This window comes from Streptomyces sp. R-07, assembly GCF_049913175.1.
Classification (GTDB): Bacteria; Actinomycetota; Actinomycetes; order Streptomycetales; family Streptomycetaceae; genus Streptomyces.
Genome location: NZ_CP183978.1, coordinates 5837900 through 5862606, shown reverse-complemented (window position 1 = coordinate 5862606; position 24707 = coordinate 5837900). Strand labels below are relative to the sequence as shown.

The 24707-nt window shown below is 73.1% G+C and carries 21 protein-coding genes; 9 read left to right on the top strand and 12 right to left on the bottom strand.

Annotated features, from left to right (window positions below):
• Window positions 1–141: 141 nt before the first annotated feature.
• The 5 genes from ACN9M0_RS27050 to ACN9M0_RS27030 are packed head-to-tail and all read left to right on the top strand — an operon-like array spanning window position 142 to window position 5907.
• Window positions 142–1974 (top strand): ABC transporter substrate-binding protein, encoded by a 1833-nt coding sequence (locus ACN9M0_RS27050; protein WP_426405330.1) that lies wholly within the window; start codon window positions 142–144, stop codon window positions 1972–1974.
• A 3-nt stretch (window positions 1975–1977) separates the two neighbouring features.
• Window positions 1978–3039 carry an ABC transporter permease gene (locus ACN9M0_RS27045; RefSeq protein ID WP_366041860.1) on the top strand — a complete coding sequence of 354 codons (1062 nt, stop codon included), beginning with the start codon at window positions 1978–1980 and terminating at the stop codon, window positions 3037–3039.
• Window positions 3036–3944: an ABC transporter permease gene (locus ACN9M0_RS27040; protein ID WP_366041861.1), complete on the top strand. Its 909-nt coding sequence runs from the start codon at window positions 3036–3038 to the stop codon at window positions 3942–3944. Before ACN9M0_RS27045 ends, ACN9M0_RS27040 begins: the two co-directional genes overlap by 4 nt.
• The gene (locus ACN9M0_RS27035; protein WP_366041862.1) at window positions 3941–4906 is read left to right on the top strand and encodes an ABC transporter ATP-binding protein; all 966 of its coding nucleotides are present in this window, start codon (window positions 3941–3943) and stop codon (window positions 4904–4906) included. The genes ACN9M0_RS27040 and ACN9M0_RS27035 overlap by 4 nt, the downstream gene beginning before the upstream one ends.
• On the top strand, window positions 4903–5907 hold the full coding sequence (locus tag ACN9M0_RS27030) for an ABC transporter ATP-binding protein (protein WP_366041863.1): 1005 nt from the start codon (window positions 4903–4905) through the stop codon (window positions 5905–5907). Before ACN9M0_RS27035 ends, ACN9M0_RS27030 begins: the two co-directional genes overlap by 4 nt.
• 195 nt (window positions 5908–6102) lie before the next feature.
• Here ACN9M0_RS27030 and ACN9M0_RS27025 read toward each other — a convergent pair whose 3' ends face one another.
• The 9 genes from ACN9M0_RS27025 to rimP form a co-directional block, all read right to left on the bottom strand.
• Window positions 6103–7056, bottom strand: coding sequence for a bifunctional riboflavin kinase/FAD synthetase (locus ACN9M0_RS27025; protein ID WP_366041864.1), 954 nt, complete (start codon window positions 7054–7056; stop codon window positions 6103–6105).
• A gap of 39 nt (window positions 7057–7095) precedes the next feature.
• Window positions 7096–10779, bottom strand: a complete 3684-nt coding sequence (locus ACN9M0_RS27020; RefSeq protein ID WP_426404342.1) for a trypsin-like peptidase domain-containing protein — start codon at window positions 10777–10779, stop codon at window positions 7096–7098.
• A gap of 232 nt (window positions 10780–11011) precedes the next feature.
• A complete protein-coding gene (gene truB, locus ACN9M0_RS27015) occupies window positions 11012–11911 on the bottom strand; it encodes a tRNA pseudouridine(55) synthase TruB (protein ID WP_366038648.1) in 900 nt (299 codons plus the stop codon).
• Window positions 11908–12348, bottom strand: coding sequence for a 30S ribosome-binding factor RbfA (gene rbfA / locus ACN9M0_RS27010; protein ID WP_329850685.1), 441 nt, complete (start codon window positions 12346–12348; stop codon window positions 11908–11910). Before rbfA ends, truB begins: the two co-directional genes overlap by 4 nt.
• Window positions 12349–12377: 29 nt before the next feature.
• Window positions 12378–12671 (bottom strand): DUF503 domain-containing protein, encoded by a 294-nt coding sequence (locus ACN9M0_RS27005; RefSeq protein WP_019889861.1) that lies wholly within the window; start codon window positions 12669–12671, stop codon window positions 12378–12380.
• 147 nt (window positions 12672–12818) lie between these two features.
• Window positions 12819–15917: a translation initiation factor IF-2 gene (gene infB / locus ACN9M0_RS27000; protein WP_366038649.1), complete on the bottom strand. Its 3099-nt coding sequence runs from the start codon at window positions 15915–15917 to the stop codon at window positions 12819–12821.
• A gap of 151 nt (window positions 15918–16068) precedes the next feature.
• Window positions 16069–16350 carry a YlxR family protein gene (locus ACN9M0_RS26995; RefSeq protein ID WP_366038650.1) on the bottom strand — a complete coding sequence of 94 codons (282 nt, stop codon included), beginning with the start codon at window positions 16348–16350 and terminating at the stop codon, window positions 16069–16071.
• Between the two features lie 74 nt (window positions 16351–16424).
• Complete coding sequence (gene nusA, locus ACN9M0_RS26990; protein WP_366038651.1) at window positions 16425–17420, bottom strand: transcription termination factor NusA; 996 nt, start codon at window positions 17418–17420, stop codon at window positions 16425–16427.
• Between the two features lie 2 nt (window positions 17421–17422).
• Entirely contained in the window at window positions 17423–17920 is a 498-nt protein-coding gene (rimP, locus tag ACN9M0_RS26985) for a ribosome maturation factor RimP (RefSeq protein WP_366038652.1), read from the bottom strand.
• A gap of 168 nt (window positions 17921–18088) precedes the next feature.
• Between rimP and ACN9M0_RS26980 the strand changes: the two genes are divergently transcribed.
• Genes ACN9M0_RS26980 through ACN9M0_RS26965 form a run of 4 tightly spaced genes read left to right on the top strand, consistent with a single transcriptional unit; the run spans window position 18089 to window position 20950 of the window.
• On the top strand, window positions 18089–18667 hold the full coding sequence (locus tag ACN9M0_RS26980; RefSeq protein ID WP_426404341.1) for a hypothetical protein: 579 nt from the start codon (window positions 18089–18091) through the stop codon (window positions 18665–18667).
• Window positions 18664–19080 (top strand): ferritin-like domain-containing protein, encoded by a 417-nt coding sequence (locus ACN9M0_RS26975; RefSeq protein ID WP_426404340.1) that lies wholly within the window; start codon window positions 18664–18666, stop codon window positions 19078–19080. Before ACN9M0_RS26980 ends, ACN9M0_RS26975 begins: the two co-directional genes overlap by 4 nt.
• A gap of 30 nt (window positions 19081–19110) precedes the next feature.
• Complete coding sequence (locus ACN9M0_RS26970) at window positions 19111–20010, top strand: aminoglycoside phosphotransferase family protein (protein ID WP_366038655.1); 900 nt, start codon at window positions 19111–19113, stop codon at window positions 20008–20010.
• A gap of 46 nt (window positions 20011–20056) precedes the next feature.
• The gene (locus tag ACN9M0_RS26965) at window positions 20057–20950 is read left to right on the top strand and encodes a slipin family protein (RefSeq protein WP_366038656.1); all 894 of its coding nucleotides are present in this window, start codon (window positions 20057–20059) and stop codon (window positions 20948–20950) included.
• Between the two features lie 516 nt (window positions 20951–21466).
• Here the strand turns inward: ACN9M0_RS26965 and ACN9M0_RS26960 are convergent.
• The 3 genes from ACN9M0_RS26960 to ACN9M0_RS26950 form a co-directional block, all read right to left on the bottom strand.
• Complete coding sequence (locus ACN9M0_RS26960) at window positions 21467–23170, bottom strand: proline--tRNA ligase (protein WP_366038657.1); 1704 nt, start codon at window positions 23168–23170, stop codon at window positions 21467–21469.
• 71 nt (window positions 23171–23241) lie between these two features.
• A complete protein-coding gene (locus ACN9M0_RS26955; RefSeq protein WP_399695972.1) occupies window positions 23242–23787 on the bottom strand; it encodes a GNAT family N-acetyltransferase in 546 nt (181 codons plus the stop codon).
• Window positions 23788–23830: 43 nt separating this feature from the next.
• Window positions 23831–24676, bottom strand: a complete 846-nt coding sequence (locus tag ACN9M0_RS26950) for a GNAT family N-acetyltransferase (RefSeq protein ID WP_366038660.1) — start codon at window positions 24674–24676, stop codon at window positions 23831–23833.
• Window positions 24677–24707: the final 31 nt, after the last annotated feature.

Sequence of the window (24707 nt, the reverse complement as noted above, 5' to 3'; positions counted from 1 at the left end):
GCCTCTTGGCGTTCCCGCAGTCCACAAGGGGTTTGAGGGATCGTTGACGACGGCAGACCACCGCTGATACACCTTCGCTTCACCCATCGTCAGCCCAAGATCCACGACAGTAACTCCGACGCGAGGTCACGTCCCATGGTCATGGTCACGAAGGTTCCACCCCGCCCCACCCCTGCCCGAAGAGCCCTCCGACTGCTGCTCGCCACCGGTCTCGCCGCGGGCTCCCTCGTCGTCGTCCCCGGCACCGCGCAGGCGGAGGACGAGAAGTCCGGCGGCACCACCCTCACGGTCGCCGTCTCCCAGAGCATCGACTCGCTGAGCCCGTTCCTCGCCCAGAAGCTCACCTCGACCAGCATCCACCGGCTGGCGTACGAGTACCTCACGAACTACGACCCGAAGGACGCCCATACGGTCCCGGGTCTGGCGACGGCGTGGACGTCCTCGGCCGACAAGCTGACGTGGACGTACACGATCCGCAAGGACTCGACCTGGTCCGACGGGCAGCAGGCCACCGCCGAGGACGCGGCCTGGACCTTCAACAAGATGATGACCGACCCGAACGCCGCCACCGCCAACGGCAGCTTCACGGCCAACTTCGCGCAGGTCTCCGCACCCGACCCGCAGACGCTGGTCATCCGGCTGAAGAAGCCGCAGGCGACGATGACGGCCCTCGACGTGCCGATCGTGCCGAAGCACGTCTGGGAGAAGGTCACCGACTTCTCGAAGTTCAACAACGACAAGACCTTCCCGATCGTCGGGAACGGCCCCTTCGTCATCACGGACTTCAAGGTCGACCAGTACATCAAGCTCAAGCCGAACAAGAAGTTCTGGCGGGGCGCGCCCAAGTTCGACGAGCTGGTCTTCAAGTACTACAAGGACGGGGACGCCGCCGTCGCGGCCCTGCAGAAGGGCGAGGTGTCCTTCGTACCGAACCTGACGCCGGCCCAGGCCGCCGCGCTGAAGACCCAGAAGGACATCAAGGTCAACGACGCCCCCGGCCGCCGCTTCTACGCCCTCGCCACCAACCCCGGCGCGAAGGCCCAGGACGGCAAGACCTTCGGCAACGGCAACAAGGCGCTGCTCGACCCCGAGGTGCGCAAGGCGCTCTTCCTCGCCGTCGACCGCGCCACCCTCGTCGACAAGGTCTTCCAGGGCCACGCCGTCGAGGGCGAGGGGTACATCCCGCCGCGCTTCGGCTCGTACTTCTGGAAGCCGGAGACCGCGCAGAAGCGCGCGTACGACCCGGCCGCGGCGGAGAAGGTCCTCGACGCCGCCGGATACCGGAAGAACGCCGACGGCAAGCGGGTCGGCAAGGACGGCAGACCGCTGGAGCTCCGGATCCTCTGTCACGCCACCGACCCGAACGACAAGGCCGTCGGCAAGTACCTCCAGGAGTGGTGGGGCAAGCTCGGCATCGGCCTGAAGGTCGAATGCCTGGACAGCGTCTCCGACCCCTGGGTCAAGGGCGACTACGACCTCGCGTTCGACGGCTGGTCGGTCAACCCCGACCCGGACTACGTCCTGTCCATCCACACCTGCGGGACGCTCCCGGCGACCCCGAAGGACTCCGGCGCCACCGACAACTTCATCTGCGACAAGCAGTTCGACGGGCTCTACGCGCAGCAGGCGGTGGAGTACGACGCCGCCAAGCGGGCGGATCTGGTGAAGCGGATGCAGTCCCGGCTGTACGACACGGGGTACATGAACGTCATGGCCTACCCGAACGCCCTGGAGGCGTACCGCACGGACCAGATCAGGTCCATCACGACCATGCCCGAGGCCGCCGGAAACCTCTGGGGCCAGGACGGCTACTGGAGCTGGTGGTCGGCCGTGCCCACGGCACAGGCCGAGGACTCCGGCGGCGGCTCGTCCACCGGGGTGATCGTCGGCATCGGCGCGGCCGTGGTGGTCGTGGTCGGCCTCGGCGTCTTCCTCGGTCTGCGCCGCCGCTCCACCGCCGACGACCGCGAGTAGTACGTGACGACGGCAAGCACCCCCGCCGACGTGGCGCGGGCCGAGAAGGCCCGCGCCACGGACGGCGCACCTCGCACCGGTTCCTCCCTCGGCTATCTCCGCCACGCGGCGGGGAAGCTGGGCGGCGCGCTCGTCTCGCTCTTCGCCGTACTGGTCACCAGCTTCTTCCTCTTCCGGATCATCCCCGGTGACCCGGTGAAGGCGATGACCCACGGCGTGCCCACCTCGGCCGAACAACTCGCCACGCTGCGACGCCAGTTCGGGCTCGACCTGCCGTTGTGGCAGCAGTTCACCGACTACTGCGCCAAGGCGCTGAGCGGTGACCTCGGCACCTCGTTCCAGTTCCGCGCCCCCGTCGGGGACCTGATCGCGGAGAAGCTCCCGGCGACACTGCTGCTCACGGGGGTCGCCGTGGTGATCTACTCGGCGCTCGGGCTGTGGCTCGGCACCCGCTCGGCCTGGCGGCACGGCGGTCTCGGCGACAGGCTGAACACCGGGATCGCGCTGACCCTGTGGTCGGTGCCCTCCTTCTGGCTCGGACTGCTCCTCATCATCGTCTTCTCCGTGGGCATGGGGCCGATCCCCGGAATGTTCCCGACCGGCGGCATGGAGTCGGGCACGGGCGAGACCGGCTTCGCGTACGTCCTGGACGTCGCCCACCACCTGGTCCTGCCCGTGGTCACGCTCGTCGCGGTCGGCTACGCGCAGACCCTGCTCGTGATGCGCTCCTCGCTCCTCGACGAGATGGGCGGCGACTACCTGACGACGGCGCGGGCGAAGGGGCTGCGGGACGACGCCGTGCGGCGCCGGCACGCCGTGCCGAACGCGCTGCTCCCGACCGTCACCATGATCTTCATCAACCTGGGCCATGTGGCGGCCGGCTCGATCCTGGTGGAGACGGTGTTCTCCTGGCCGGGGCTCGGCGGGCTCTTCTACCAGGCGCTCAGCGTGCCCGATCTGCCGCTCGTGCAGGGCCTGTTCGTGGTCTTCGCCGGAGCGATGATCCTGATGAACCTGATCGCCGACCTGCTCTATCCGCTGCTCGACCCCCGGGTGGGCCGATGACCTCTCCGACGACTTCTCCGAAGACCTCTCTGGCCTGGGAACGCCGCAAGAGCTCCGTGTCCCGCTTCTGGCGCGGCTACCGCACGCACCGGGCCGGGCTCTACGGTCTCGCCGGCCTCGCCCTGATCGCCCTGCTCGCGCTCGCCGCCCCACTGATCGTCGGCTCCGACGTGCAGTCGGTGACGGAGGCGCCGGGTACGGCCCTGGAGCCGCCGAGCGCCGAGTTCCCGCTCGGCACCGACCAGTTCGGGCGCTCGCTGCTCGGCCTGCTGATCTGGGGCGCCCGGATCTCGCTGCTCGTCGGCCTGCTCGCGGCGGCCCTCTCCGTCGCCATCGGGACCCTGGTGGGCATCATCGCCGGCCACTACGGCGGCTGGTTCTCGACCGTCGTCATGCGGATCACCGACTGGTTCCTGGTGATGCCGACGCTGGTGCTCGCGATCGTGCTCGCCACGGTCATGTCCCGGTCGATGTGGACGGTGGTCCTGGCGATCGGCGTGACCTCCTGGCCGACCACGGCCCGCCTGGTGCGGGCGCAGACGATCGCGGTGGAGTCCCGCCCGTACATCGAGCGGGCGACGGCACTCGGCGGTGGCCACCGGCACGTCATGACCCGGCACGTGCTGCCCAACGTGATGCCGCTGGTGCTCGCGCAGACCACCCTCGGCATCTCGACCGCCATCCTCACCGAGGCGACCCTCGCCTTCCTCGGGCTCGGCGACCCGACGGTCGTCTCCTGGGGCGGGATGCTCCAGGACGCCCGTGAGGCGGGCGCCGTCTCCTCCGGGCACTGGTGGTACCTGGCCCCGCCCGGCATCGCGATCGCCCTGGTCGCGCTCGCGTTCACGCTCTGCGGCCGGGCCGTGGAGTCCGTACTGAACCCGAAGCTGGGGGTGGGGCGATGAGCCTCCTGGAGGTACGGGACCTGAAGGTGACGTACGGCTCCGGCGCGAGCGCCGTGCCCGCCGTGCGCGGGGTCGACCTGACCCTGGAGCCGGGGACCAAGCTGGGCGTGGCCGGCGAGTCGGGCTGCGGCAAGTCCACGCTCGCCCTCGCGCTGCTGCGGCTGCTTCCGGCCTCGGCACGGATCGAGGGCGAGATCCTGCTCGACGGCGACGACGTCCTCGCCATGGCGTGGGGGCGCCTGCGGGCCGTCCGCTGGGCGGGCGCCTCGATCGTCTTCCAGGGCGCGATGCACTCGCTGAACGCGGTGCACCGCATCGGGGACCAGATCGCCGAACCGCTGCTCGTGCACGGCCGGGCGACCCCGGGGGCGGCCCGCAGGAGGGTCGGCGAGCTGCTCGAACACGTCGGGCTTCCGGCGGCCCGTGCCGCCGCCTATCCGCACGAGCTGTCCGGCGGGCAGCGGCAGCGCGTGATGATCGCGATGGCGCTCGCCTGCGACCCCCGCCTGATCGTCGCGGACGAGCCGACGACCGCGCTCGACGTGATGATCCAGGCGCAGATCCTGCGGCTGATCGAGCGGCTCGTCGCCGAGCAGTCCATCAGCCTCCTGATGATCAGCCACGACCTGGCGGTCCTCGCCGACACCTGCGACCGGCTCGCCGTGATGTACGCGGGCCGGGTCGTCGAGGAGGGACCGGCGCGGGCGGTGTACGAGGCGGCCGAGCACCCGTACGGGCGGGCGCTGTCCTCGGCCTTCCCGCGCATCGGTGACCCGGCGTCCCGGCGGGCGCCGCGCGGTCTGCCGGGCGACCCGCCGGACCCGGCCGACCTGCCCGGCGGCTGCACCTTCCATCCACGCTGCCCGGTGGCGGTGGACGCCTGCGCGGAGCACGACCAGGAACTGCGGGAGGCGGGCGCGGGGCGCCGGGCCGCCTGCGTACACGTGGGGAGCACGTCATGAGTGACCTCGTGGGCGACGTCATCAGCACCGAGGCCCCCGCGCGCCCCCTCCTGTCGGCGCGCGGACTGCACGTCACCTTCCCCGGGCGGCGGGGCGCACCGCCCGCGCGCGCGGTGGACGGCGTGGACCTGGACATCGGTGCGGGCGAGATCGTGGCCCTGGTCGGCGAGTCGGGCTGCGGCAAGACGACGCTCGCCCGCTCGCTGCTCGGCCTGGTCCGGCCGACCTCGGGGGCGGTCGCCTTCGACGGGAAGCCGCTCACCTACTCCTCCGGGGCGCTCAGGGCCTACCGGAAGCGGGCGCAGCTGGTCCTCCAGGACCCGAGCGGGTCGCTGAACCCCCGGCACACCGTGTACGACGCGGTGGCGGAGGGGCTGCGGATCCACGGCTACGAGGGGGACGAGCGGGCGGCCGTCGCCGGGGCCCTCGCGCGGGCGGGTCTGCGGCCCCCCGAGCGGTTCTTCCTCCGGTACCCGCACGAGCTGTCCGGCGGCCAGCGGCAGCGCGTGGTCATCGCGGGCGCGCTCGTCCTGGAACCCGAACTGATCGTCGCCGACGAGCCGGTGGCGTCCCTTGACGCGTCCGTACGGGGCGAGATCCTGGCGCTGCTGCTGCGGCTGCGCGACGAACTGGGCCTGTCCGCGCTGGTGGTGACGCACGACCTGGGGCTCGCGTGGAACATCGCGGACCGGGTGGCGGTGATGTACCTGGGCCGGGTCGTGGAGACCGGCACGGTGGAGTCCGTCCTGACGAACCCTCAGCACCCGTACACGCGGGCGCTGTTGTCGGTGCTCCCGGAGTCGGAGGGCGCCCCGGTGGTCCTGACCGGCGAACCGCCGGACCCGTCCCGGATCCCCTCGGGCTGCCGCTTCCACGCCCGCTGCCAGCTCCTCGCTTCGGGCGAGGCGGCGGCGGTGGCGTCCCGCTGTCGCGGCGAGGACCTACCCGTCCTCCCCGGCGACGGGGCACAGGCGGTGGCCTGCCACTGGGTAACGCGCTGAGCCCCCGCGTTGTGGGCCCGCGCCCCGAGGCTCCCGAGCCTGGACCCGCACCGCGAGTGACGGGGCACTGGTGGTGCGGGTCAGGGCGCGGAACGCGGAGGCGCCGCTGAAGGGCGCCGTCCCGTGTGCCCACCCGTCCCGCCCTGCGGGACGATTGCCCACACGGGCGGGGGCGCGGGCCCACACGGGCGGGGGTCAGGCGCGGTCGTACTCCTCCGTCAGTTCGCGGCAGCGCTTCACGTCGCCCGCCATCGCCTGCAGCAGATCGTCCAGCGTGTCGAACTTGAGCATGCCGCGCACGTACGCCAGGAAGTCCACGGCCACGTGCAGCCCGTACAGGTCGAGCCCCTCACGGTCGATCGCGTACGCCTCGACCGTCCGCTCCGTACCGTCGAACTGCGGGTTCGTGCCGACCGAGATCGCCGCCGGCATCCGCTCCCCCGCGGCCGTCAGCCAGCCCGCGTAGACGCCGTCCGCCGGGATCGCCGTGTGCGGCAGGGTCTCGACGTTGGCCGTCGGGAAGCCGAGCTCGCGGCCGCGCTGCGCGCCGCGGACGACGATGCCCTCGACCCGGTGCGGGCGGCCGAGGATCTCGGCCGCGCCGGTCATGTCGCCCTCGGAGACGAGGCGGCGGGTGAGGGTGGAGGAGAAGGGCTGACCGCCGCCGGCGGCCCCGCTGACGTACAGGTCGATGACCTCGACCTCGTAGTCGTAGGTGGCGCCCAGCTCGGTCAGGAAGGCGACGTTGCCGGCGGCCCGGTGCCCGAAGCGGAAGTTGGGGCCCTCGATGACGGCCTTCGCGTGCAGCTTGTCGACGAGCACCTTGACGATGAAGTCGGCCGGGGACAGCTGGGAGAACTCCGCCGTGAACGGCAGCACCAGCACCGCGTCCACGCCGAGCTCCGCGATCAGCTCGGCGCGCCGGTGGTGCGGGGCGAGCAGCGGCGGGTGGCTGCCGGGGCGCACGACCTCGGAGGGGTGCGGGTCGAAGGTGACGAGGACGGAGGGAACGCCCAGCTCACGGGCGCGCTCGACGGCACGCCCGATGATCAGCTGGTGCCCGCGGTGCACCCCGTCGTAGGAGCCGATGGTGACGACGCTGCGTCCCCAGTCCTGGGGAATGTCCTCCAAGCCACGCCAGCGCTGCACTGTGACCGCTCCTCGTCCGCCTGTTCGCCCTGTTCGCCTTTACGCAGGTCTAAGACTGCCATGTCCACGGCCGTCGGTACGCATCGGCATGGCAGTGCCGGGACTTCGCAGCGCCCGGAGGGTCTCCGGGCCGAGCAGCGGGGCCCACTCACCGGGGGCGGCGACCGTCCAGGCGGCGAGGAGCACGGCGAAGGCGGGCAGCTCGCGGACGGCTCCGGCCAGCGTCCGGTCGAGTCGCCAGGCCCCCTCGGGCGTACGGACGCACAGGGCGCCGGCCCGGTGGGCGAGCTCCCGGGTGCGCGGCGCGCTGCGGCGCTCGGCGCCCTCCGCGGCGGCCCGCAGGAGCGCCTCCAGGACGGAGAGCTCCCCGGTCTCGGCCTCGTACCGCTCGTGTTCCAGGAGTACGTCGAGCAGCTCGCCCCGCAGATGACGGGAGGCCCCGGTGCCGGGGGCGGCGAGGACGGGGGCGAGGGCGCGCCGGAGCGGCGCGGGGCGACCTCGGATCAGGCCCGTGACCAGCGGGAAGAGGATCGCCCTGGCCGCCGGGCCGTCCTCCAGACGACGGTCGACGAAGGCGGCGACGAGCGGCGCTCCCTCGGGGTGCCGGGCGGCGTAGTCGCGGACGAGGGCGGCGATCCGGCGGGCCAGGGCGGGCGTGTCGACCTCCGCGAGGGCCCGCAGGGCGCCGGCCGGCGCCTCGCCGGTGCCGATCAGCCGGGCCCGGAAGGCGGCGAGGACCCCGTCGGGGTGGGTGGCGAGGGCCTCGACGAGCGCTGCCGCGGGCACCCGGGGCTCGGCGAGGGCGCGCGGCAGGTGGCGGGCGCGGCTGTGCGGGTCGCGGACGAGGAGTCCGAGTGCGGCGCCGTGGAGGGTCTGGTCGCCGGGGCGGGCCAGCAGGGCGAGGGCGGCGTAGCGGAGGAGCTCGCGGTCGGCGGAGGTGGTGGCGTGCCCCGCGGCCAGGTGTCCGTACGCGGCGGCCGCGACGCGCCGCTCCGGGCGTCCGTCGTCGTGGGCCCAGCGGTCGACGGCCCGGCAGAGGGCGGAGGGCTCGTCCTCGGCCAGTGCGGCGAGGAGGCCGTCGGCGAGGGGGTGGGCGGTGGCGACGAGCGCCTCGCACAGGTCGTCGACGGCGAGCCCCCGGTGGGTGTGCAGGAGGGCCTGGGCTGCGGTGGCGACGGTCGCGTGGGGGGCGGCGGGGAGGGGCCGGTCGTCGCCGAACCAGCGGCAGAGGAGCGGCTGGACGCCGCGGGGGTCGGCGGCCAGCGCCGCCGCGACGGCGTCGAGGCTCCGGTCGCCGCCGTCCCGCTCCGCGCCCGGGATCGGGTCAGCCGGGACGAGCCGCCGCAGCAGGTCGATCCGCTCGTCCTCGCCGAGCGGCAGGCCCAGCCAGAACGCGGACCCGAAGGCGGCGAAGACCGGGTGCCGCTCGGGGCGGGCCCCGATCAGATCGGCGAGCAGCCGCAGCACGGGCAGGTACGGCCTCGGGTCCGGCAGCCGACGCACGCTCTCGCCGAGGAGCCGCGCGGCCCACCAGGCCCCGTCCCCGCCCCGCCCCTCACCGGCGAACCGCCCGAGCGCCTCGGCGAGCCCCCCGAGCCGCGGCGCGAGCCCGGCGGGCCCGCGCTCCCGGTGCAGCAGGAGCAAGGCCTGCAGCACGGGCCCGATCCGATGCCGGGGCACGGGCAACTGCCCACCCCCTCCCTCGCCCCCACGGCCCCGCTGCCGGGGAACGTCGACGAGGGGGCTCGCGCCGGAGGAGGCGGAGGTGCCGGAGGAGGCGGAGGTGCCGGACGAGGCGGGCGTGCCGGGTGCGGCGGCCGCATCGAGCTCGCCGGGCGGACCCGGCTCGGGTGCACGAGGGCCCGCCGTCGCCGGGCCCTCGTCGCGGCCGTGGACCAGGGCGTGCAGGGCCGTGTCCAGGTCGAGGTGGGCCGCCTGGACCCAGTCGGCGAGTTCTTCGTGGGCGAAGCGGTAGCCCGCGCCCGCCGGGACCAGCAGGCCCTCGGTGAGGACGGCCGAGGCCCAGCCCTCCCGCCAGGGGAACAGCTCCTCGAAGGAGGCCCGGTCGAGGACGCCGTGCCCGGGGCCGAGGCACCGGCGGGCCGCCTCGTGCAGCCGGCCGGTCACGCGCGCGGCGAGCCGGCGGACGGCGGTCCCCCGGGGCAGCGGCCGGGAGCCCGCGGCGATCCGGACGGCGGCCCGCAGGCACATCAGGTCCAGGTAGGCGGTGAAGATCTCCTCGCGCCCGGGCCGCCCGGGCACGTCCCCCGGCAGCGCGGCCCGCACCTCGGCGAGCAGCCGCAGGGCGAGCGGGTGCCGGGCGTCCGCCTCGGCAAGGTCCGTCTCCCCGATCCCGTACCCCTCGCGTACGGCACGGGCCTCCGTCGCGGAGTACGGCCCGAGGACGACGGCGGCGGGCAGCCCGGGACCGGTCGCGGCAGCGGACGGCCCGGAGCCGGTCGCGGCAGCGGACGGCCCGGAGCCAGTCGCGGCAGCGGACGGCCCGTCGCCTGGGTCCGGCGCGGGGCGGTGCAGGGCGCCGGGGGTGTAGAGCGCGCCGGCCTGTTCCCAGTGCTCGGGGCGGCAGGCGGTGACGAGGTGGACCTCGTGGGTGCGGAGCCACCGTTCGGTGGCCGTCGTCCAGTCGGCGAGCCGGTGGGCGAGGAGCGGCGGCATCTCCTCGGGGCCGTCGAGGACGACGAGGAGCGGGCGGCCGGCGTCCCGGGCGAGGGCGGCGGCCCGCTCCGGGGTGGCGGTGGTGGTGTCGCCGAGCGCCCCGGAGGCGGCGACGATCCGGCCGGCCTGGTGCAGGGCGCGGCCGACGGCGTCGGCGAGGGAGTGGTCCTCGGCGCGCAGGTCGGCGCCGCGCAGCCGGACGGTGGGGGCGGGGGCGACGCCCCGGGCGCGGCGGGCGCAGAGCGCGGCGAGGGCGGTGGTGCGGCCGGTGCCGGGGGCACCGACGAGGGCGAGGACGGGTACGCGGCCGGCCGTGAAGCGGGCGAACTCACGGACGCAGTCGGGCCGTTCGACGGGTTCGGGCCAGGGGTCGGGCTCACGGACGGGCGCGGTGGAGGTGGCGGTGAGCTCCAGGATCGCGGCGAGGTTGAGGTCGGGGCCGTACGCGGGGACGGTCGCGGCGTTGCGGCGCAGCAGGGCGGTGAGCGGGCCGGTGGGCCGGAGCGGCACGGCGTACCCGGCGGCCGGGCGGTCGCCGTGCAGGGCGGTGCCGAGGACGGCGAGGACGGTGCCGGTGACGGTGTCGAGGACGGGGCCGCCGGCGGCCTGTCCGCCGCGGCGGAGCGCCTCGGCGCCCTCGGTGCCGATGGCGAGTTCGAGTGCGTCGGCGAGGGCGTGGAGGCGATCGGCGGCGGTGTACGTGACGGCGGCGGGTCCGAGGACGCGGGCCTCGCGCCAGCCCTGGGCGGCGATCCGTACGTACGTGCCGGGTTCGATCTCGGGCCGGGTCGCGAGCGGCAGCGGGCGGCCGCCGAGCCCTTCCGTGCGGACGAGCGCGAGGCCGCTCTCGGGCAGCGGGGTGACGGCCTCGGCCTCGGCGAGCCAGGTCCGGTCGCCGGGGGCGTGCAGGACGACACGGCTGAGTCCGTCGACGGCTTCGTGGCTGGTGACGACCGTTCCGTGGTGGTCGGCGAGGAAACCGGTGCCGCGTGGCCGGCCCGCCAGATCGCAGATCCGTACCAGCGTCGCCAGGTCCCCGCGTCCCATGGTGTCGACGGTAGGCGGCCGGTGATCACCCGGAGGTGCCTGCGGGGAAACACGCCCCCCGGCACTCCCCCGTTCACTCCGAGCGCCTCCCTGATGGGGTGAATTTCCGCGGTTCCGCCGGACAGACACTCCACTGGGGAACCCGAGGGGGAAAGCCGTGGGGCGGGCACGCGTGCGCGTGCCCGCCCCACGATGGGCGCAGAGGAACCGGCCCCGGCCGGAGGAACCACCCTCAGCCGAAGACGGCGAGGCTCTTGGCCTTGCCCCGCTGGTCCTCGACGAGCGCCAGCAGCCCGCCCTCGGGGCCGTAGACCGCGACGGGCCCCTTCGGGTACTCCGGCATCTCCAGGCGGACGCCGTTGAGCAGCAGCTTGGCCCGCTTCTCGTCGACGTCCCAGCGCGGGAACGCCGCCGCGGCCGCATCGGCGACCGGCATGACCGTGAGGTCCTCCTGGAGCTGGTCCAGGGTCCTGGCCGAGTCCAGCTTGTACGGGCCGACGCGGGTGCGGCGCAGCGCGGTCAGGTGACCGCCCACGCCGAGGCCGGCGCCGAGGTCCCGGGCGAGCGCCCGGATGTACGTACCGGAGGAGCAGACCACCGAGACGACCAGGTCGACGACGGGGGTGCCGTCCTCGGCGGTCGCCTCGCGGACGTCGTACACCTGGAAGGAGGAGACGGTGACCGGGCGGGCCGGGATCTCGAACTCCTCGCCGCCGCGCACGCGCGCGTACGACCGCTTGCCGTCGATCTTGATCGCGGAGACCTTCGACGGCACCTGCATGATGGCGCCGGTCAGTTCGGCGACGCCCGCGTCGATCTGCTCCCGGGTGACCTTCGAAGCGTCGACCGACGCCGTGATCTCGCCCTCGGCGTCGTCGGTGATCGTCGTCTGGCCCAGGCGGATGGTGCCCAGGTACTCCTTCTCGGTCAGCGCGAGGTGACCGAGGAGCTTGGTCGCCCGCTCCACGCCGAGGACGAGGACGCCCGTGGCCATGGGGTCGAGCGTGCCGGCGTGGCCGACACGACGGGTCTTGGCGATCCCGCGCATCTTGGCCACGACGTCGTGCGAAGTGAAGCCCGACGGCTTGTCGACGATGACAAGCCCGTCGGGCGTCTTTCCCGAGGTGCTCATTCGGCGGCTTCGTCCTCGCCCGGCTTCTTGTAGGGGTCGGCTTCGCCCGCGAAGGCGGCGCCCGAGGACGCCTCCCGCACCTGGGCGTCCGAGGCCCGCGCCTTGTCGAGGAGGTCCTCGATCGTCTTGGCGTTCTCCGGGAGGGCGTCGGCCACGAAGGTCAGGGTCGGGGTGAACTTGGTCCCCGCCGCCCGGCCCACGGCCGAACGGAGGATGCCCTTGGCGCTCTCCAGGCCGGCCGCGGCGCTCGCGCGCTCCTCGTCGTCGCCGTAGACCGTGTAGAAGACCGTGGCCTCCCGCAGGTCACCGGTGACGCGGGTGTCCGTGATGGTCACGTGCGTACCCAGGCGGGGGTCCTTGATGCCGCGCTGCAGCTTCTCGGCGACCACCTCCCGGATGAGGTCTGCCAGCTTCTTCGCCCGCGCGTTGTCGGCCACTGGTCCTTCTCCTTCTTTGCCTTGCTCAATCAGTCTTCATCAGTGTGGAGCCTGCGGCGCACCGACAGCAGCTCCACCTCCGGACGTGCGGCGACGAGCCGCTCGCAGCGGTCGAGCACGTCCGATACGAACCCCGGGTCCCCGGACACCAGCGCGACGCCCAGCCGGGCCCTGCGGTGGAGGTCCTGGTCGCCCACCTCGGCCGCGCTCACGGAGAACTTGCGCTGGAGCTCGGCGACGATGGGCCGGACGACGGAGCGTTTCTCCTTCAACGAATGAACGTCGCCGAGGAGCAGATCGAAGGACAGAGTCCCCACATACATGTGTATCCGGATGTCCCGCCGGTTCGGGGTCAGTGGCCCCGCCGTTCACCCGGCGGGGACACCAGAACCGTACACGCAACGGCCGGGGCCGATCGACGGAATAACTTCCGCCGACCGGCCCCGACTCAGTGCTGCGATCGGACGCGATCAGGCGCGCGGCTTCTCGCGCATCTCGTACGTCGCGATGACGTCGTCGATCTTGATGTCGTTGTAGTTTCCGAGGTTGATACCGCCCTCGAAGCCTTCACGAATCTCGGTGACGTCGTCCTTGAAGCGGCGCAGACCGTGGATGGTGAGATCCTCGGCGATGACCTTGCCGTCGCGGAGCAGTCGCGCCTTGGTGTTGCGCTTGACCTCGCCGGAGCGGATGAGAACACCGGCGATGTTGCCCAGCTTGGACGAGCGGAAGACCTCGCGGATCTCCGCCGTACCGAGCTCGACCTCTTCGTACTCCGGCTTGAGGAGGCCCTTGAGCGCCGCCTCGATCTCCTCGATCGCCTGGTAGATGACCGAGTAGTACCGGACGTCGACGCCCTCGCGCTCCGCCATCTGCGCGGCACGGCCGGCCGCACGGACGTTGTAGCCGATGACGATGGCGTCGGAGCCCATGGCCAGGTCGATGTCCGACTCGGTGACCGCACCCACACCGCGGTGCAGGACACGGATGTCGACCTCTTCGCCGACGTCGAGCTGGAGCAGCGAGGCCTCGAGGGCCTCGACCGCACCGGACGCGTCGCCCTTGATGATGAGGTTGAGTTCCTGGACGAGACCGGCCTTGAGCACCTTGTCGAGGTCCTCGAGGGACACCCGGCGGACGCGCTTGGCGAAGGCGGCGTTGCGCTCACGCGCAGCGCGCTTCTCGGCGATCTGACGGGCCGTACGGTCCTCGTCGACAACCAGGAGGTTGTCGCCGGCACCCGGGACGTTGGTGAGACCCAGGACCAGGACGGGAGTCGACGGGGTCGCCTCCTCGACGTTGTTGCCCTTGTCGTCGAGCATCGCCCGGACACGGCCGTACGCGTCGCCGACCACCACGGTGTCGCCGATGCGCAGCGTTCCGCGCTGGACCAGGACGGTCGAGACGGCACCGCGACCACGGTCGAGGTGGGACTCGATCGCAATACCCTGCGCGTCCTGGTTCGGGTTGGCCCGCAGGTCGAGCGAGGCGTCGGCGGTGAGGACGACGGCCTCGAGCAGGGAGTCGATGTGCAGACCCTGCTTGGCGGAGATGTCGACGAACATCGTGTCGCCGCCGTACTCCTCGGCCACCAGACCGAACTCGGTCAGCTGACCGCGGACCTTGGTCGGGTCGGCACCCTCGACGTCGATCTTGTTGACCGCGACGACGATCGGGACGCCGGCGGCCTTGGCGTGGTTGAGCGCCTCGATCGTCTGCGGCATGACGCCGTCGTTGGCCGCGACCACGAGGATCGCGATGTCGGTCGACTTCGCACCACGGGCACGCATGGCGGTGAACGCCTCGTGACCCGGGGTGTCGATGAAGGTGATGCGACGCTCTTCGCCGTTGACCTCGGTACCCACCTGGTAGGCACCGATGTGCTGGGTGATGCCACCGGCCTCGCCCGCGACGACGTTCGTCTTGCGGATGGCGTCGAGCAGTCGGGTCTTACCGTGGTCGACGTGACCCATGACGGTGACGACCGGCGGACGGGAGACCAGAGCCTCTTCGCCACCCTCGTCCTCGCCGAACTCGATGTCGAAGGACTCGAGCAGCTCGCGGTCCTCCTCCTCGGGCGAGACGATCTGAACCTGGTAGTTCATCTCGTCGCCGAGCATCTGCAGCGTGTCGTCGGAGACGGACTGCGTCGCCGTGACCATCTCGCCGAGGTTCATCATCACCGCGACGAGCGACGCCGGGTTGGCGCCGATCTTCTCGGCGAAGTCGGTGAGGGAGGCACCGCGCGACAGACGAATGACCTCGCCGCCACCGCGGGGAAGCATCACGCCGCCCACGGACGGGGCCTGCATGGCCTCGTACTCCTGACGCCTCTGACGCTTCGACTTGCGACCACGACGCGCGGGACCGCCGGGACGACCGAAGGCGCCCTGCGTGCCACCACGGCCACCCGGACCGCCGGGACGGCCACCGAAGCCACCGGGACGACCGCCGAAGCCGCCGCCACCGCCGCCGGGACCACCCGGACGACCGCCGCCGCCACCGGGACCACCGGGACGACCGGCGAAGCCGCCGCCGCCACCGCCGGGACCGGCCGGACGACCGGCGAAGCCGGGACGACCGCCGCCGCCACCGCCGGGACCACCCGGACGGCCGCCGGGGCCACCGGGACCACGGCCACCGCCGCCAGGACCGGGACGCGGACCGGCAGCGGGACGCTGCGGCATCATGCCCGGGTTCGGACGGTTACCGCCGGGCGCGCCGCCCGGACGGGGAGCCTGCGGGCGAGGCATGCCACCGGGGGTGGGACGGGCACCGCCCTGACCCTGCGGACGCGGGGCGCCACCGGGGCCACCCTGCGGACGCGGGGCGCCCGGAGCGGCACCGGGGCCGCCGGGACGGGGAGCGCCGCCACCCGGACGGGGCGTCTGCGGACGCGCCATGCCGGTGGAGCCACCCGAGGTGAAGGGGTTGTTGCCCGGACGGGGACCGGCCGGACGGGCACCGCCCGGACGGGGAGCGCCCTGGCCCTGCGGACGCGGGGCACCCTGGCCCTGCGGACGCGGAGCGCCCTGACCCGGACGGGCGGGACGCTCGCCGGCGGGACGGGGGCCCGAGGGGGCGCCACCGGGGCGCTGACCGGCGGCGGGAGCCGACGGGGGCGCGGTGAACTCCGGGGCGGCCGGAGCCGGGGTGACCGGCTTGGGCGCGGGCTTCGGGCCCGGGCGGGGGCCCGAGGCGGCCGGAGCCGGAGAGGGGGTGCTGCTCGCGGGCGCGGCCGGAGTGACCGGAGCCGGCGCCGCAGGCGCGGCGGGGGCCGGCTTGGGGGCCGGGGCGCCGGGCTTCGGAGCAGCGGGACGAGCCGCGGCGGCCGGAGACGGCGCCGCGGGGGAGGGCGCCGCCTTGCGGGGCGCGCCGGGCTTGGCAGCGGTCTTGCCGGCGTTGCCGCCGGGACCCTGCAAAGCGTCAGTCAACTTGCGCACGACCGGCGCCTCGATCGTCGAGGACGCCGAACGGACGAATTCACCGAGTTCTTGGAGCTTGGCCATGACGACCTTGCTCTCCACGCCGAACTCCTTGGCGAGTTCGTATACCCGGACCTTAGCCACTTTGCTCCTTTGTGAGGTCCGGGTTACCGCCGGACCGTCGCTACTTCATGGGCGTACTCATCGCGTACTCATCGAGTGCTCATCGCAATCTCGACCTACTTCCAACTCGCGAGGTACCTGACCGCACGGTGTTCCGTGCCGTACTCCTTGTTCACTGCGGTGCCGGCTGTTCGATGTGATGACGTAGTTCCGCTGTTTCGAGCGGCCCCTGGACCTTGAAGGCCCTCGGGAACGCTCGGCGGCGGACCGCCAGATCGAGACAAGCCACAGCGGGGTGCAGGTACGCACCCCGGCCGGGCAGCGTACCGCGATGATCAGGAACGCACTCGTCCTTGTTCACCACGATCCGCAGCAGATCGCTCTTGGCCGCTCGCTCCCGGCATCCCACACAGGTTCGCTCAGGGCACGCGCAGGCATGCGTCCGGCCAGACACGATTAAGTCTACCTCCCCGTACCGACCTCACCTGTTCGGGGCAAGAATCGAACACTTGTTGGCCAAAAACGGTCTCAGTCCCGGGGCTCGGCCGGCTCGGTGTCCGGGCGGATGTCGATCCGCCAGCCGGTGAGACGCGCGGCCAGGCGGGCGTTCTGGCCCTCCTTGCCGATCGCCAGCGACAGCTGGTAGTCCGGCACCGTCACCCGCGCGGAGCGGGCGGCCATGTCGACGACCTCGACCTTGGAGACCCGCGCCGGCGAGAGCGCGTTCGCCACCATCTCGGCCGGGTCGTCCGACCAGTCGACGATGTCGATCTTCTCGCCCAGCAGCTCCGCCATCACGTTGCGGACGCGGCTGCCCATGGGGCCGATGCAGGCGCCCTTGGGGTTCAGGCCCGAACGGGTGGCGCGGACGGCGATCTTGGTGCGGTGACCGGCCTCACGGGCGATGGCCGCGATCTCGACCGAGCCGTCGGCGATCTCCGGCACCTCCAGGGCGAAGAGCTTCTTCACCAGATTGGGGTGGGTGCGCGAGAGGGTGACGGACGGACCGCGGACACCCTTCGCCACCCGGACGACGTACGTGCGCAGCCGCAGACCGTGCGTGTAGTCCTCGCCCGGCACCTGCTCCTGCACCGGGAGGATGGCCTCCAGCTTGTCGTCGAGCCGGACGAGGACGTTCTTCGGGTCCTTGCCCTGCTGCACCACACCGGCGACGACATCGCCCTCGCGGCGCGCGTACTCGCCGAAGGTCACGTCGTTCTCGGCGTCCCGCAGACGCTGCTGGATGACCTGGCGGGCGGTGCTCGCCGCGATCCGGCCGAAGTCCGACGGGGTGTCGTCGAAGTCCTTGGGCTCCTGGCCCTCCTCCAGGTCGGAGGGGTCCTCCTTCGCCCACACCGTCACGTGGCCGGTGGCCCGGTTCAGCTCCACGCGCGCGTGGCGGCGGGCGTCGGGAGTCCGGTGGTACGCGATGAGGAGGGCCGACTCGATCGCCTCGACCAGCATCTCGAAGGAGATGTCCTTCTCCTGCGCCAAGCCCTTCAGAAGCTTCACATCGATGTCCACGGCTACGCCTCCTCTTCCTTCTTGTCCTTGCGGTTGAACTCGATCTCGACACGCGCCTTGACGATGTCGGCGAACGCGACCCGGCGGGCGGTGGGCTTGCGCCCCTTCACGCCCGGGACCTCCATGTCGAGGCCGTCCTCGTCCACGGCGAGGATGCGCGCGACCAGCTCCCCGTCCTCGGCCAGCTGGAGCTTCGCCAGGCGGCCGGTGGCGCGCACGTAGTGGCGGTGCTCGGTGAGGGGGCGGTCGGCGCCGGGGGAGCTGACTTCGAGGACGTACTCGCCCTCGCCCATCGCGTCGGTCTCGTCGAGCTTCTCGGAGATCGCGCGGCTCAGCTCGGCGCAGACGTCCAGCTCCACGCCCTCGTCCGAGTCGACGACGATCCGCAGCAGTCCGCGGCGGCCGGCCCGGGACACCTCGATCTCTTCCAGATCCAGGTCCTTCGCGGCGACGAGCGGCTCCACGAGTCCGCGCAGCCTGTCGCTCTGGGTGGTGCTCATCCGGGTGACTCCTCGGCCGCGTGTGCTGTTGTGGGTTCGTCGCGTGTCAGACCAAAGGGTATCCGGTCCGGGAGGGTGTTGCCGTCCATGCCCCCGGGGCCCGCGGGTACGCTCGCCTGCGGTGATCTCGACGATCTTCGACGACGGACGGCAGCCGAGGGAGAAGGCGTGACGACGACGGGCAGGCGCGCACTCCTCGTGGCGGGTGCGGCGGCGGGAGCGAGCGCCCTCGCGGGCTGCACCTCCCCTTCCGGCGAACAGCCCCGGCGGCCGAGCGCCGCCGAGCTGGAGGCCGAACGGGTGGCGCGCACCGAGGCGGCCCTGCGGCTGCGGTCGGTGACCGCCGCGCGCGGCCTGCTGGAACGTTACGACGCGGCGCTCGCCGCCCACCCCGTCCTCGCGCCCCGGCTGAACCCGCTGCGGCGCGCGGTGGCGGCGCACACGAAGGCCCTCGGCGAGGGCGGCACGACGGTGAGCCCCGCCACGACCGCCACCGCCTCCACCTCCCCGTCCGCCTCCGCCTCCGCCTCCGCCTCCGGGAAGCCCACGGCCTCCCCCACCCCCGTACGGGTGGCGACCGACCCCGGGGCCGCCCTCAGGGAGCTCGCCGCCGCCGAACGCACGGCCTCCGAAGGACACACGGCCGCGCTGCTCACCGCCCCGCCCGAGTACGCCCGGCTGCTCGCCTCGGTGGCGGCCTCCGGCGCCGCCCACGCCTACCTGCTGACCGAAGGAGCACGGGCATGAGCGCCCTCGACGCGACCCAGGCCGCACTGGCCGCCGAGCACGCCGCGGTGTACGGGTACGGGGTCGTCGGCGGCCGGATCGGCACGGAGCGGCGGGCCGAGGCCACCGCCGCGTACGAGGCGCACCGGGCCCGGCGGGACGCGCTGCGCCGGACCGTACGGGACCTCGGCGGGACGCCGGTGGCGGCGGAGGCCGCGTACGAGCTGCCCTTCCGGGTCACGGACCCGGCCGGCGCGGTGCGGCTCGCGGCGGTCCTGGAGGGCCGGGTGGCCGGGGTCTACTCCGACCTCGTCCGGGCCACCGAGGGCCCCGCGCGGGGCGAGGCGGCCGTCGCGCTCCGGGAGGCGGCGGTACGCGCCGTCCGCTGGCGCGGCAGCGACGTAACCTTTCCTGGGCTCGCCGAGCGGCTGTAGTCCCGCCCCGACCGAAGGAACAACGTACGCATGGGTTTCGAACCGCCGCAGCGACTGGCCAGGACGCTCGGTGAGACGTACGGGGACGCCGCGGCGGCCGCATGGCTCGGGAAGCTGCCCGAGCTCGCCGGCCAGGCGCTCGCCCACGCGTCCCTGGACGCCGAACGGGTGCTGGCCCCCGGCGGACGGAGCAGCCTGGTCGCACTCGTCCGGCGCTCCGACGGCTCCCCCGCCGCGCTCAAGATCGCGCCCCCCTTCACCCGGCCCGACCTGGAGCGGGACGCGCTGGCGCACTGGAACGGCTGGGGCGCGGTCCAGCTCCTCGACGAGGCCGGGGAGGGCGCGCTCGTCCTCGAACGGCTCCACTCCGAGGTCTCCCTGCGCTCCCTGCCCGAGGCGAAGTCGCTCCTGGAGGCGGCGGGCACCGTACGGAAGCTGTGGGTCGAGCCCCCGGCCGGGCACGGCTTCGAGACGGTGGCGGAGCGGACGGCGGCGCAGGCCTCCGCCATGGAGTATCACCGGGCCGACGCCGCCGCCGGGGAGCTGGCGGCGGCGGCGCTCGCGGCCCGCGAGGAGCTGGTGGCGGCCGACACCGAGACCCTGCTCCTGCACGGGAACTTCCGGCAGGGCAAGGTGCTCGCCGGCGACCGGGCGCCCTGGCTGGCCGTCGGCCCCGAGCCGCTGGTCGGCGAGCGGGCCTACGACCTCGCCCGGCTCGTACGCGACCGGGTCGAGGACCTGGTGGCCGCGTCCTCCGGCGCCTCCGCGGCCCGGCGACGGGTCAACAAACTGGCGGACTCCCTGGACCTGGACCGGGAGCGGCTGCTCGGCTGGACCCTGTTCCGCGCGGTCGAGTCGGGGACGCGGGCACTGACCGCGGGGCGTCGGCAGGATGCCGAGCTGCTCCTGGAGTTCGCGAGCTGGCTGTAGGGGAATACCCTTTTTGTAGCTTTCGGCTCGATTCCAGGGGGCCGTGATGATCCAAGAGCTTCTGACGGTAGCGGCCGGCGCGGCTGCGGCACTCGCGGTGTACGCGGGCGCGGCGGCGCGGGTCGTGAAGCAGTACGAACGCGGCGTCGTCTTCCGCTTCGGCCGGCTGCGCGACGACATACGGGCGCCCGGCTTCACGATGATCGTTCCGGTCGTCGACCGCCTGCACAAGGTGAACATGCAGATCGTCACGATGCCCGTGCCCGCACAGGAGGGCATCACCCGGGACAACGTGACGGTGCGGGTCGACGCGGTCGTGTACTTCAAGGTGGTCGACGCGGCGGACGCGGTGGTACGGGTCGAGGACTACAAGTTCGCCGTCTCGCAGATGGCGCAGACCTCGCTGCGGTCGATCATCGGCAAGAGCGACCTCGACGACCTGCTCTCCAACCGCGAGAAGCTCAACCAGGGCCTGGAACTGATGCTCGACAGCCCCGCGATGGGCTGGGGCGTCGCGATCGACCGGGTCGAGATCAAGGACGTGTCCCTACCGGAGACCATGAAGCGCTCGATGGCCCGGCAGGCGGAGGCGGACCGTGAGCGACGGGCGCGGGTCATCAACGCGGACGCCGAACTCCAGGCCTCGAAGAAGCTGGCGGAGGCGGCGGGAGTGATGTCGGCGCAGCCGGCGGCGCTGCAGCTGCGGCTGCTGCAGACGGTGATGGCGGTGTCGGCGGAGAAGAACTCGACGCTGGTCCTGCCGATCCCGGTGGAACTGCTGCGGTTCCTGGAGCGGGCGGCGCCGGAGCACGGGGCGGCATCGCTGCCGGTGGCGCCGCTGAGCGAGGCGTATCTGAAGGGCCGGGCGGCGGCGGAGGAGTCGATCGAGGACCTGACGGGCTCCTCGGTGGACCCGACGCCCCAGGAGAACACCCCCTGACCCCACGAAGCCCGTGCCGGGGCGGGTTGCGGGCCGCGCCCTGCCGGGCCGCCGGGTCGTGGGCCGCGCCCTCGCCGCACCGGGTTGTGGGCAGGCGTTCCGCCGGGGCGATGGTGGTCCCCCCTGCTCGAGCGAAGCCGAGAGCTCGGGGAAGGGTGGGCACAACCCACGACGGCGCCGCACGCCGGGCGCGGGTCCAGGCCCGGAAGCCTGGGCCCGGCACGGGGCGCCGTCCCGTGTGCCCACCCGTCCAGCCCTGGGGGTCCCCCGGACGAAGTCTGGGGGAGGGACGATTGCCCACACGGCGGTGGCGGGGGCGCCGCCCCCGCGGGGCGCGAACCCCGGAGCGGGGCAGCCCACGCGAGGTCACCACGTGCGCGGGCCCGCACCGGAGGTGGGCCGAGGGCACCGCCCCGCAGGCGCGGCCCGCACAGCGGTGGGCACCGTCCACGCAGGCGCGCGGTGGCGGGTGGCCGCGCAGGGGTGCGGGGCCCCGTGGGCCCCGCGTGGTGCGGGTTACGCCGTCAGGCGGGCGAGCGCCTCGTCGACCGTCAGTTCCTCGCGCTCGCCCGTGCGGCGGTCCTTCAGCTCCACGACGCCCTCGCCCGCGCGGCGGCCCGCGACGAGGATCTTCGGGACGCCCATGAGCTCCGAGTCGGTGAACTTGACGCCCGGGGAGACGCCCGCGCGGTCGTCGACCAGGACGCGGAGGCCGGCCGCGGAGAGCTTCTCCGAGACTTCGAGGGCCAGCTCGGTCTGGAGCGCCTTGCCGGCGGCGACGACGTGGACGTCGGCCGGGGCGACCTCGGAAGGCCAGCACAGGCCCTTCTCGTCGGCGGTCTGCTCGGCGAGGGCGGCCACCGCGCGGGAGACGCCGATGCCGTACGAGCCCATGGTGACGCGGACGGGCTTGCCGTTCTGGCCGAGGACGTCGAGCTTGAGGGCGTCGGCGTACTTGCGGCCCAGCTGGAAGATGTGGCCGATCTCGATGGCGCGGTCCAGCTTCAGGCCGGTGCCGCACTTGGGGCACGGGTCGCCCTCCTGGACGACGACGACGTCGACGTACTCGGCGACCTCGAAGTCACGGCCCGCGACGACGTTCTTCGCGTGCATGCCCTCCTTGTTGGCGCCCGTGATCCACGCGGTGCCGGGCGCCACGCGCGGGTCGGCGATGTAGGTGACCTTCTCCAGGCCCTGGGGGCCGACGTAGCCGCGGACGAGGTCGGCGCGCTGCGCGAAGTCCTCCTCCGTCACCAGCTCGACCGTGGCGGTCGGGCCGAAGTGCTCCTCGACCTTGCCCATGTCGACCTCGCGGTCGCCGGGGACGCCGATGGCGACGATCTCGCCGTCGACCTTCACCAGGAGGTTCTTCAGGGTCGCGGAGGCGGGCACGCCCAGCGAGGCGGCGAGCGTCTCGATGGTGGGGGTGTCGGGGGTCGGGATCTCCTCGGCGGCGGGGACCGCGGCGCCGTCGACCGGCTTCACCGTCTGGTGCACCGCTTCGGTGTTCGCGGCGAAGTCGCAGTTCGGGCAGTCGGCGAAGGTGTCCTCGCCGGCCTCGGCCGGGGCGAGGAACTCCTCGGACTTGGAGCCGCCCATGGCGCCGGCGGTGGCGGCGACGATGCGGTAGTCGAGGCCGAGGCGCTCGAAGACGCGCTGGTAGGCCTGGCGGTGCCGGGCGTAGGACTGGGCGAGGCCCTCGTCCTCCGTGTCGAAGGAGTACGAGTCCTTCATCAGGAACTCGCGGCCGCGCAGGATGCCGGCGCGGGGGCGGGCCTCGTCGCGGAACTTGGTCTGGATCTGGTACAGGATGACCGGCAGGTCCTTGTAGGACGAGCACTGGTCCTTGACCAGGAGGGTGAAGATCTCCTCGTGGGTGGGGCCGAGGAGGTAGTCGCCGCCCTTGCGGTCCTGGAGGCGGAAGAGCTCGGCGCCGTACTCGTCCCAGCGGCCGGTCGCCTCGTACGGCTCGCGGGGCAGCAGCGCGGGCAGGGAGACCTCCTGCGCGCCGATGGCGTCCATCTCCTCGCGGACGATCCGCTCGACGTTGGAGAGGACCTTCTTGCCCAGGGGCAGCCAGCTCCAGATGCCGGCGGCGGTGCGGCGGACGTAGCCGGCGCGGACGAGGAGCTTGTGGCTGAGGACCTCGGCGTCCGCCGGGTCGTCGCGCAGCGTCTTCGCCATCAACTGGGACATGCGCTGGACCGGTGCGTTGGCCATGGTTCTCGTACTCCTGAGGGGACGGACGGTGATGGCCCCGAGGTTAGCCGGGCCGCCCCTGGCAGGAGAAATCAGTTCCGGCGCTTGAGCGGCAGCGGGGCGCCCATCACCGCGTACGGGCGGGGGGCGCTCGGGAAGTGCACCTGGCGGGCGAGGTCCTCGTAGCCGAGGGCCCGGTAGAGGCCGCGGGCGGGGCTGTCGGTGTCGATCGCGGAGAGGATGGAGCGCGGTTCTGCGGCGCCGTCGGTGAGGGTGGTGATCAGCTCGCGGCCCACGCCCCGGCCCTGGAAGTCGGGGTGGACGTGGAGTTCGGTGATGACGAAGGAGTCGTCGAGCCAGTCGGCGGTGCCGGTGGCCCGCAGGTACGTCTCGACGACGGTGGACCACCAGTGGGTGCGGTCGTTGGGCATCCCGTACACGAATCCGACGAGCCGTCCGTCGGGGGTGGTGGCTCCGTGGGCGCGGGCGCCGGGGCTGAGGAGGTGGCGCAGCACGATGTGGCGGCGTACGGCGACCTCGCCGGCGTCCAGGCCGAAGGCGAGCGCCTGCACGGCGAGGGCCTCGTCCACCCGGGCGGCGAGATTGACCGGACCGATCACGACCTCTGCGTCATCCATGCGGCGCACCCTACAAGCGCCCGCCCGCCTCAGGACAGCACGTTCAGAAGAGCACGCTCATGAAGGCACCGGTCTCGCGGAAGCCGACCCGGCGGTACGCGGCCCTCGCCGGGGTGTTGTAGTCGTTCACGTACAGGCTGACGACGGGGGCGATGTCGGCCAGGGCGTACTGGAGGACGGCGGCCATGCCCGTCTCGGAGAGGCCCTTGCCGCGGTGTTCGGGGGCGACCCAGACGCCCTGGATCTGGCAGGCCTGGCGGGTGGCGGCGCCGATCTCGGCCTTGAAGACGACCTTGCCGTCCTCGATGCGGGCGAAGGAGCGCCCGGCGCCGACGAGTTCGGCGACGCGGGCCTGGTAGAGCAGTCCGCCGTCGTTGGCGAGCGGGGAGACGCCGACCTCCTCGGTGAACATGGCGACGCAGGCGGGCATGATCGCCTCCATCTCGTCCTTGCGGACGCGGCGCACCAGCGGATCGGGCGCGACGGTGGCGGAGGGCGCCTCGGCGACCATCAGCGGCTGTCGGGCGCGGACGTCCCTGGCCGGGCCCCAGCTGGGCTCCAGGAGCCGCCACAGCTGCGTGGTGGGCTCGACGGGGCCGACGATCGAGGAGCAGCGGCGGCCGACCCTGCGGGCCCGGTCGGCGAAGGCGCGGACGGCCTCGGGGGTGGCGCAGAGGGGGACCAGGTTGGCGCCGGAGTAGCAGAGCGAGCGCAGCCGGCCCTCGGTGTACCAGCCCCACATCTCGCCGCCGAGGCGCCAGGGGTCGAGCCCGGCGACCTGGACGCGGGCGGTCACGAAGGCGTTCTCGACGGGGGCGCTCTCCAGGACGGCGAGTGCGGCGCCGAGGTCGGCGGGTTCGAGGACCCGAGTGGTGGTCTCTGTCAGCACGAGGGGGCCTCACGGTACGGATCTGCTGGTC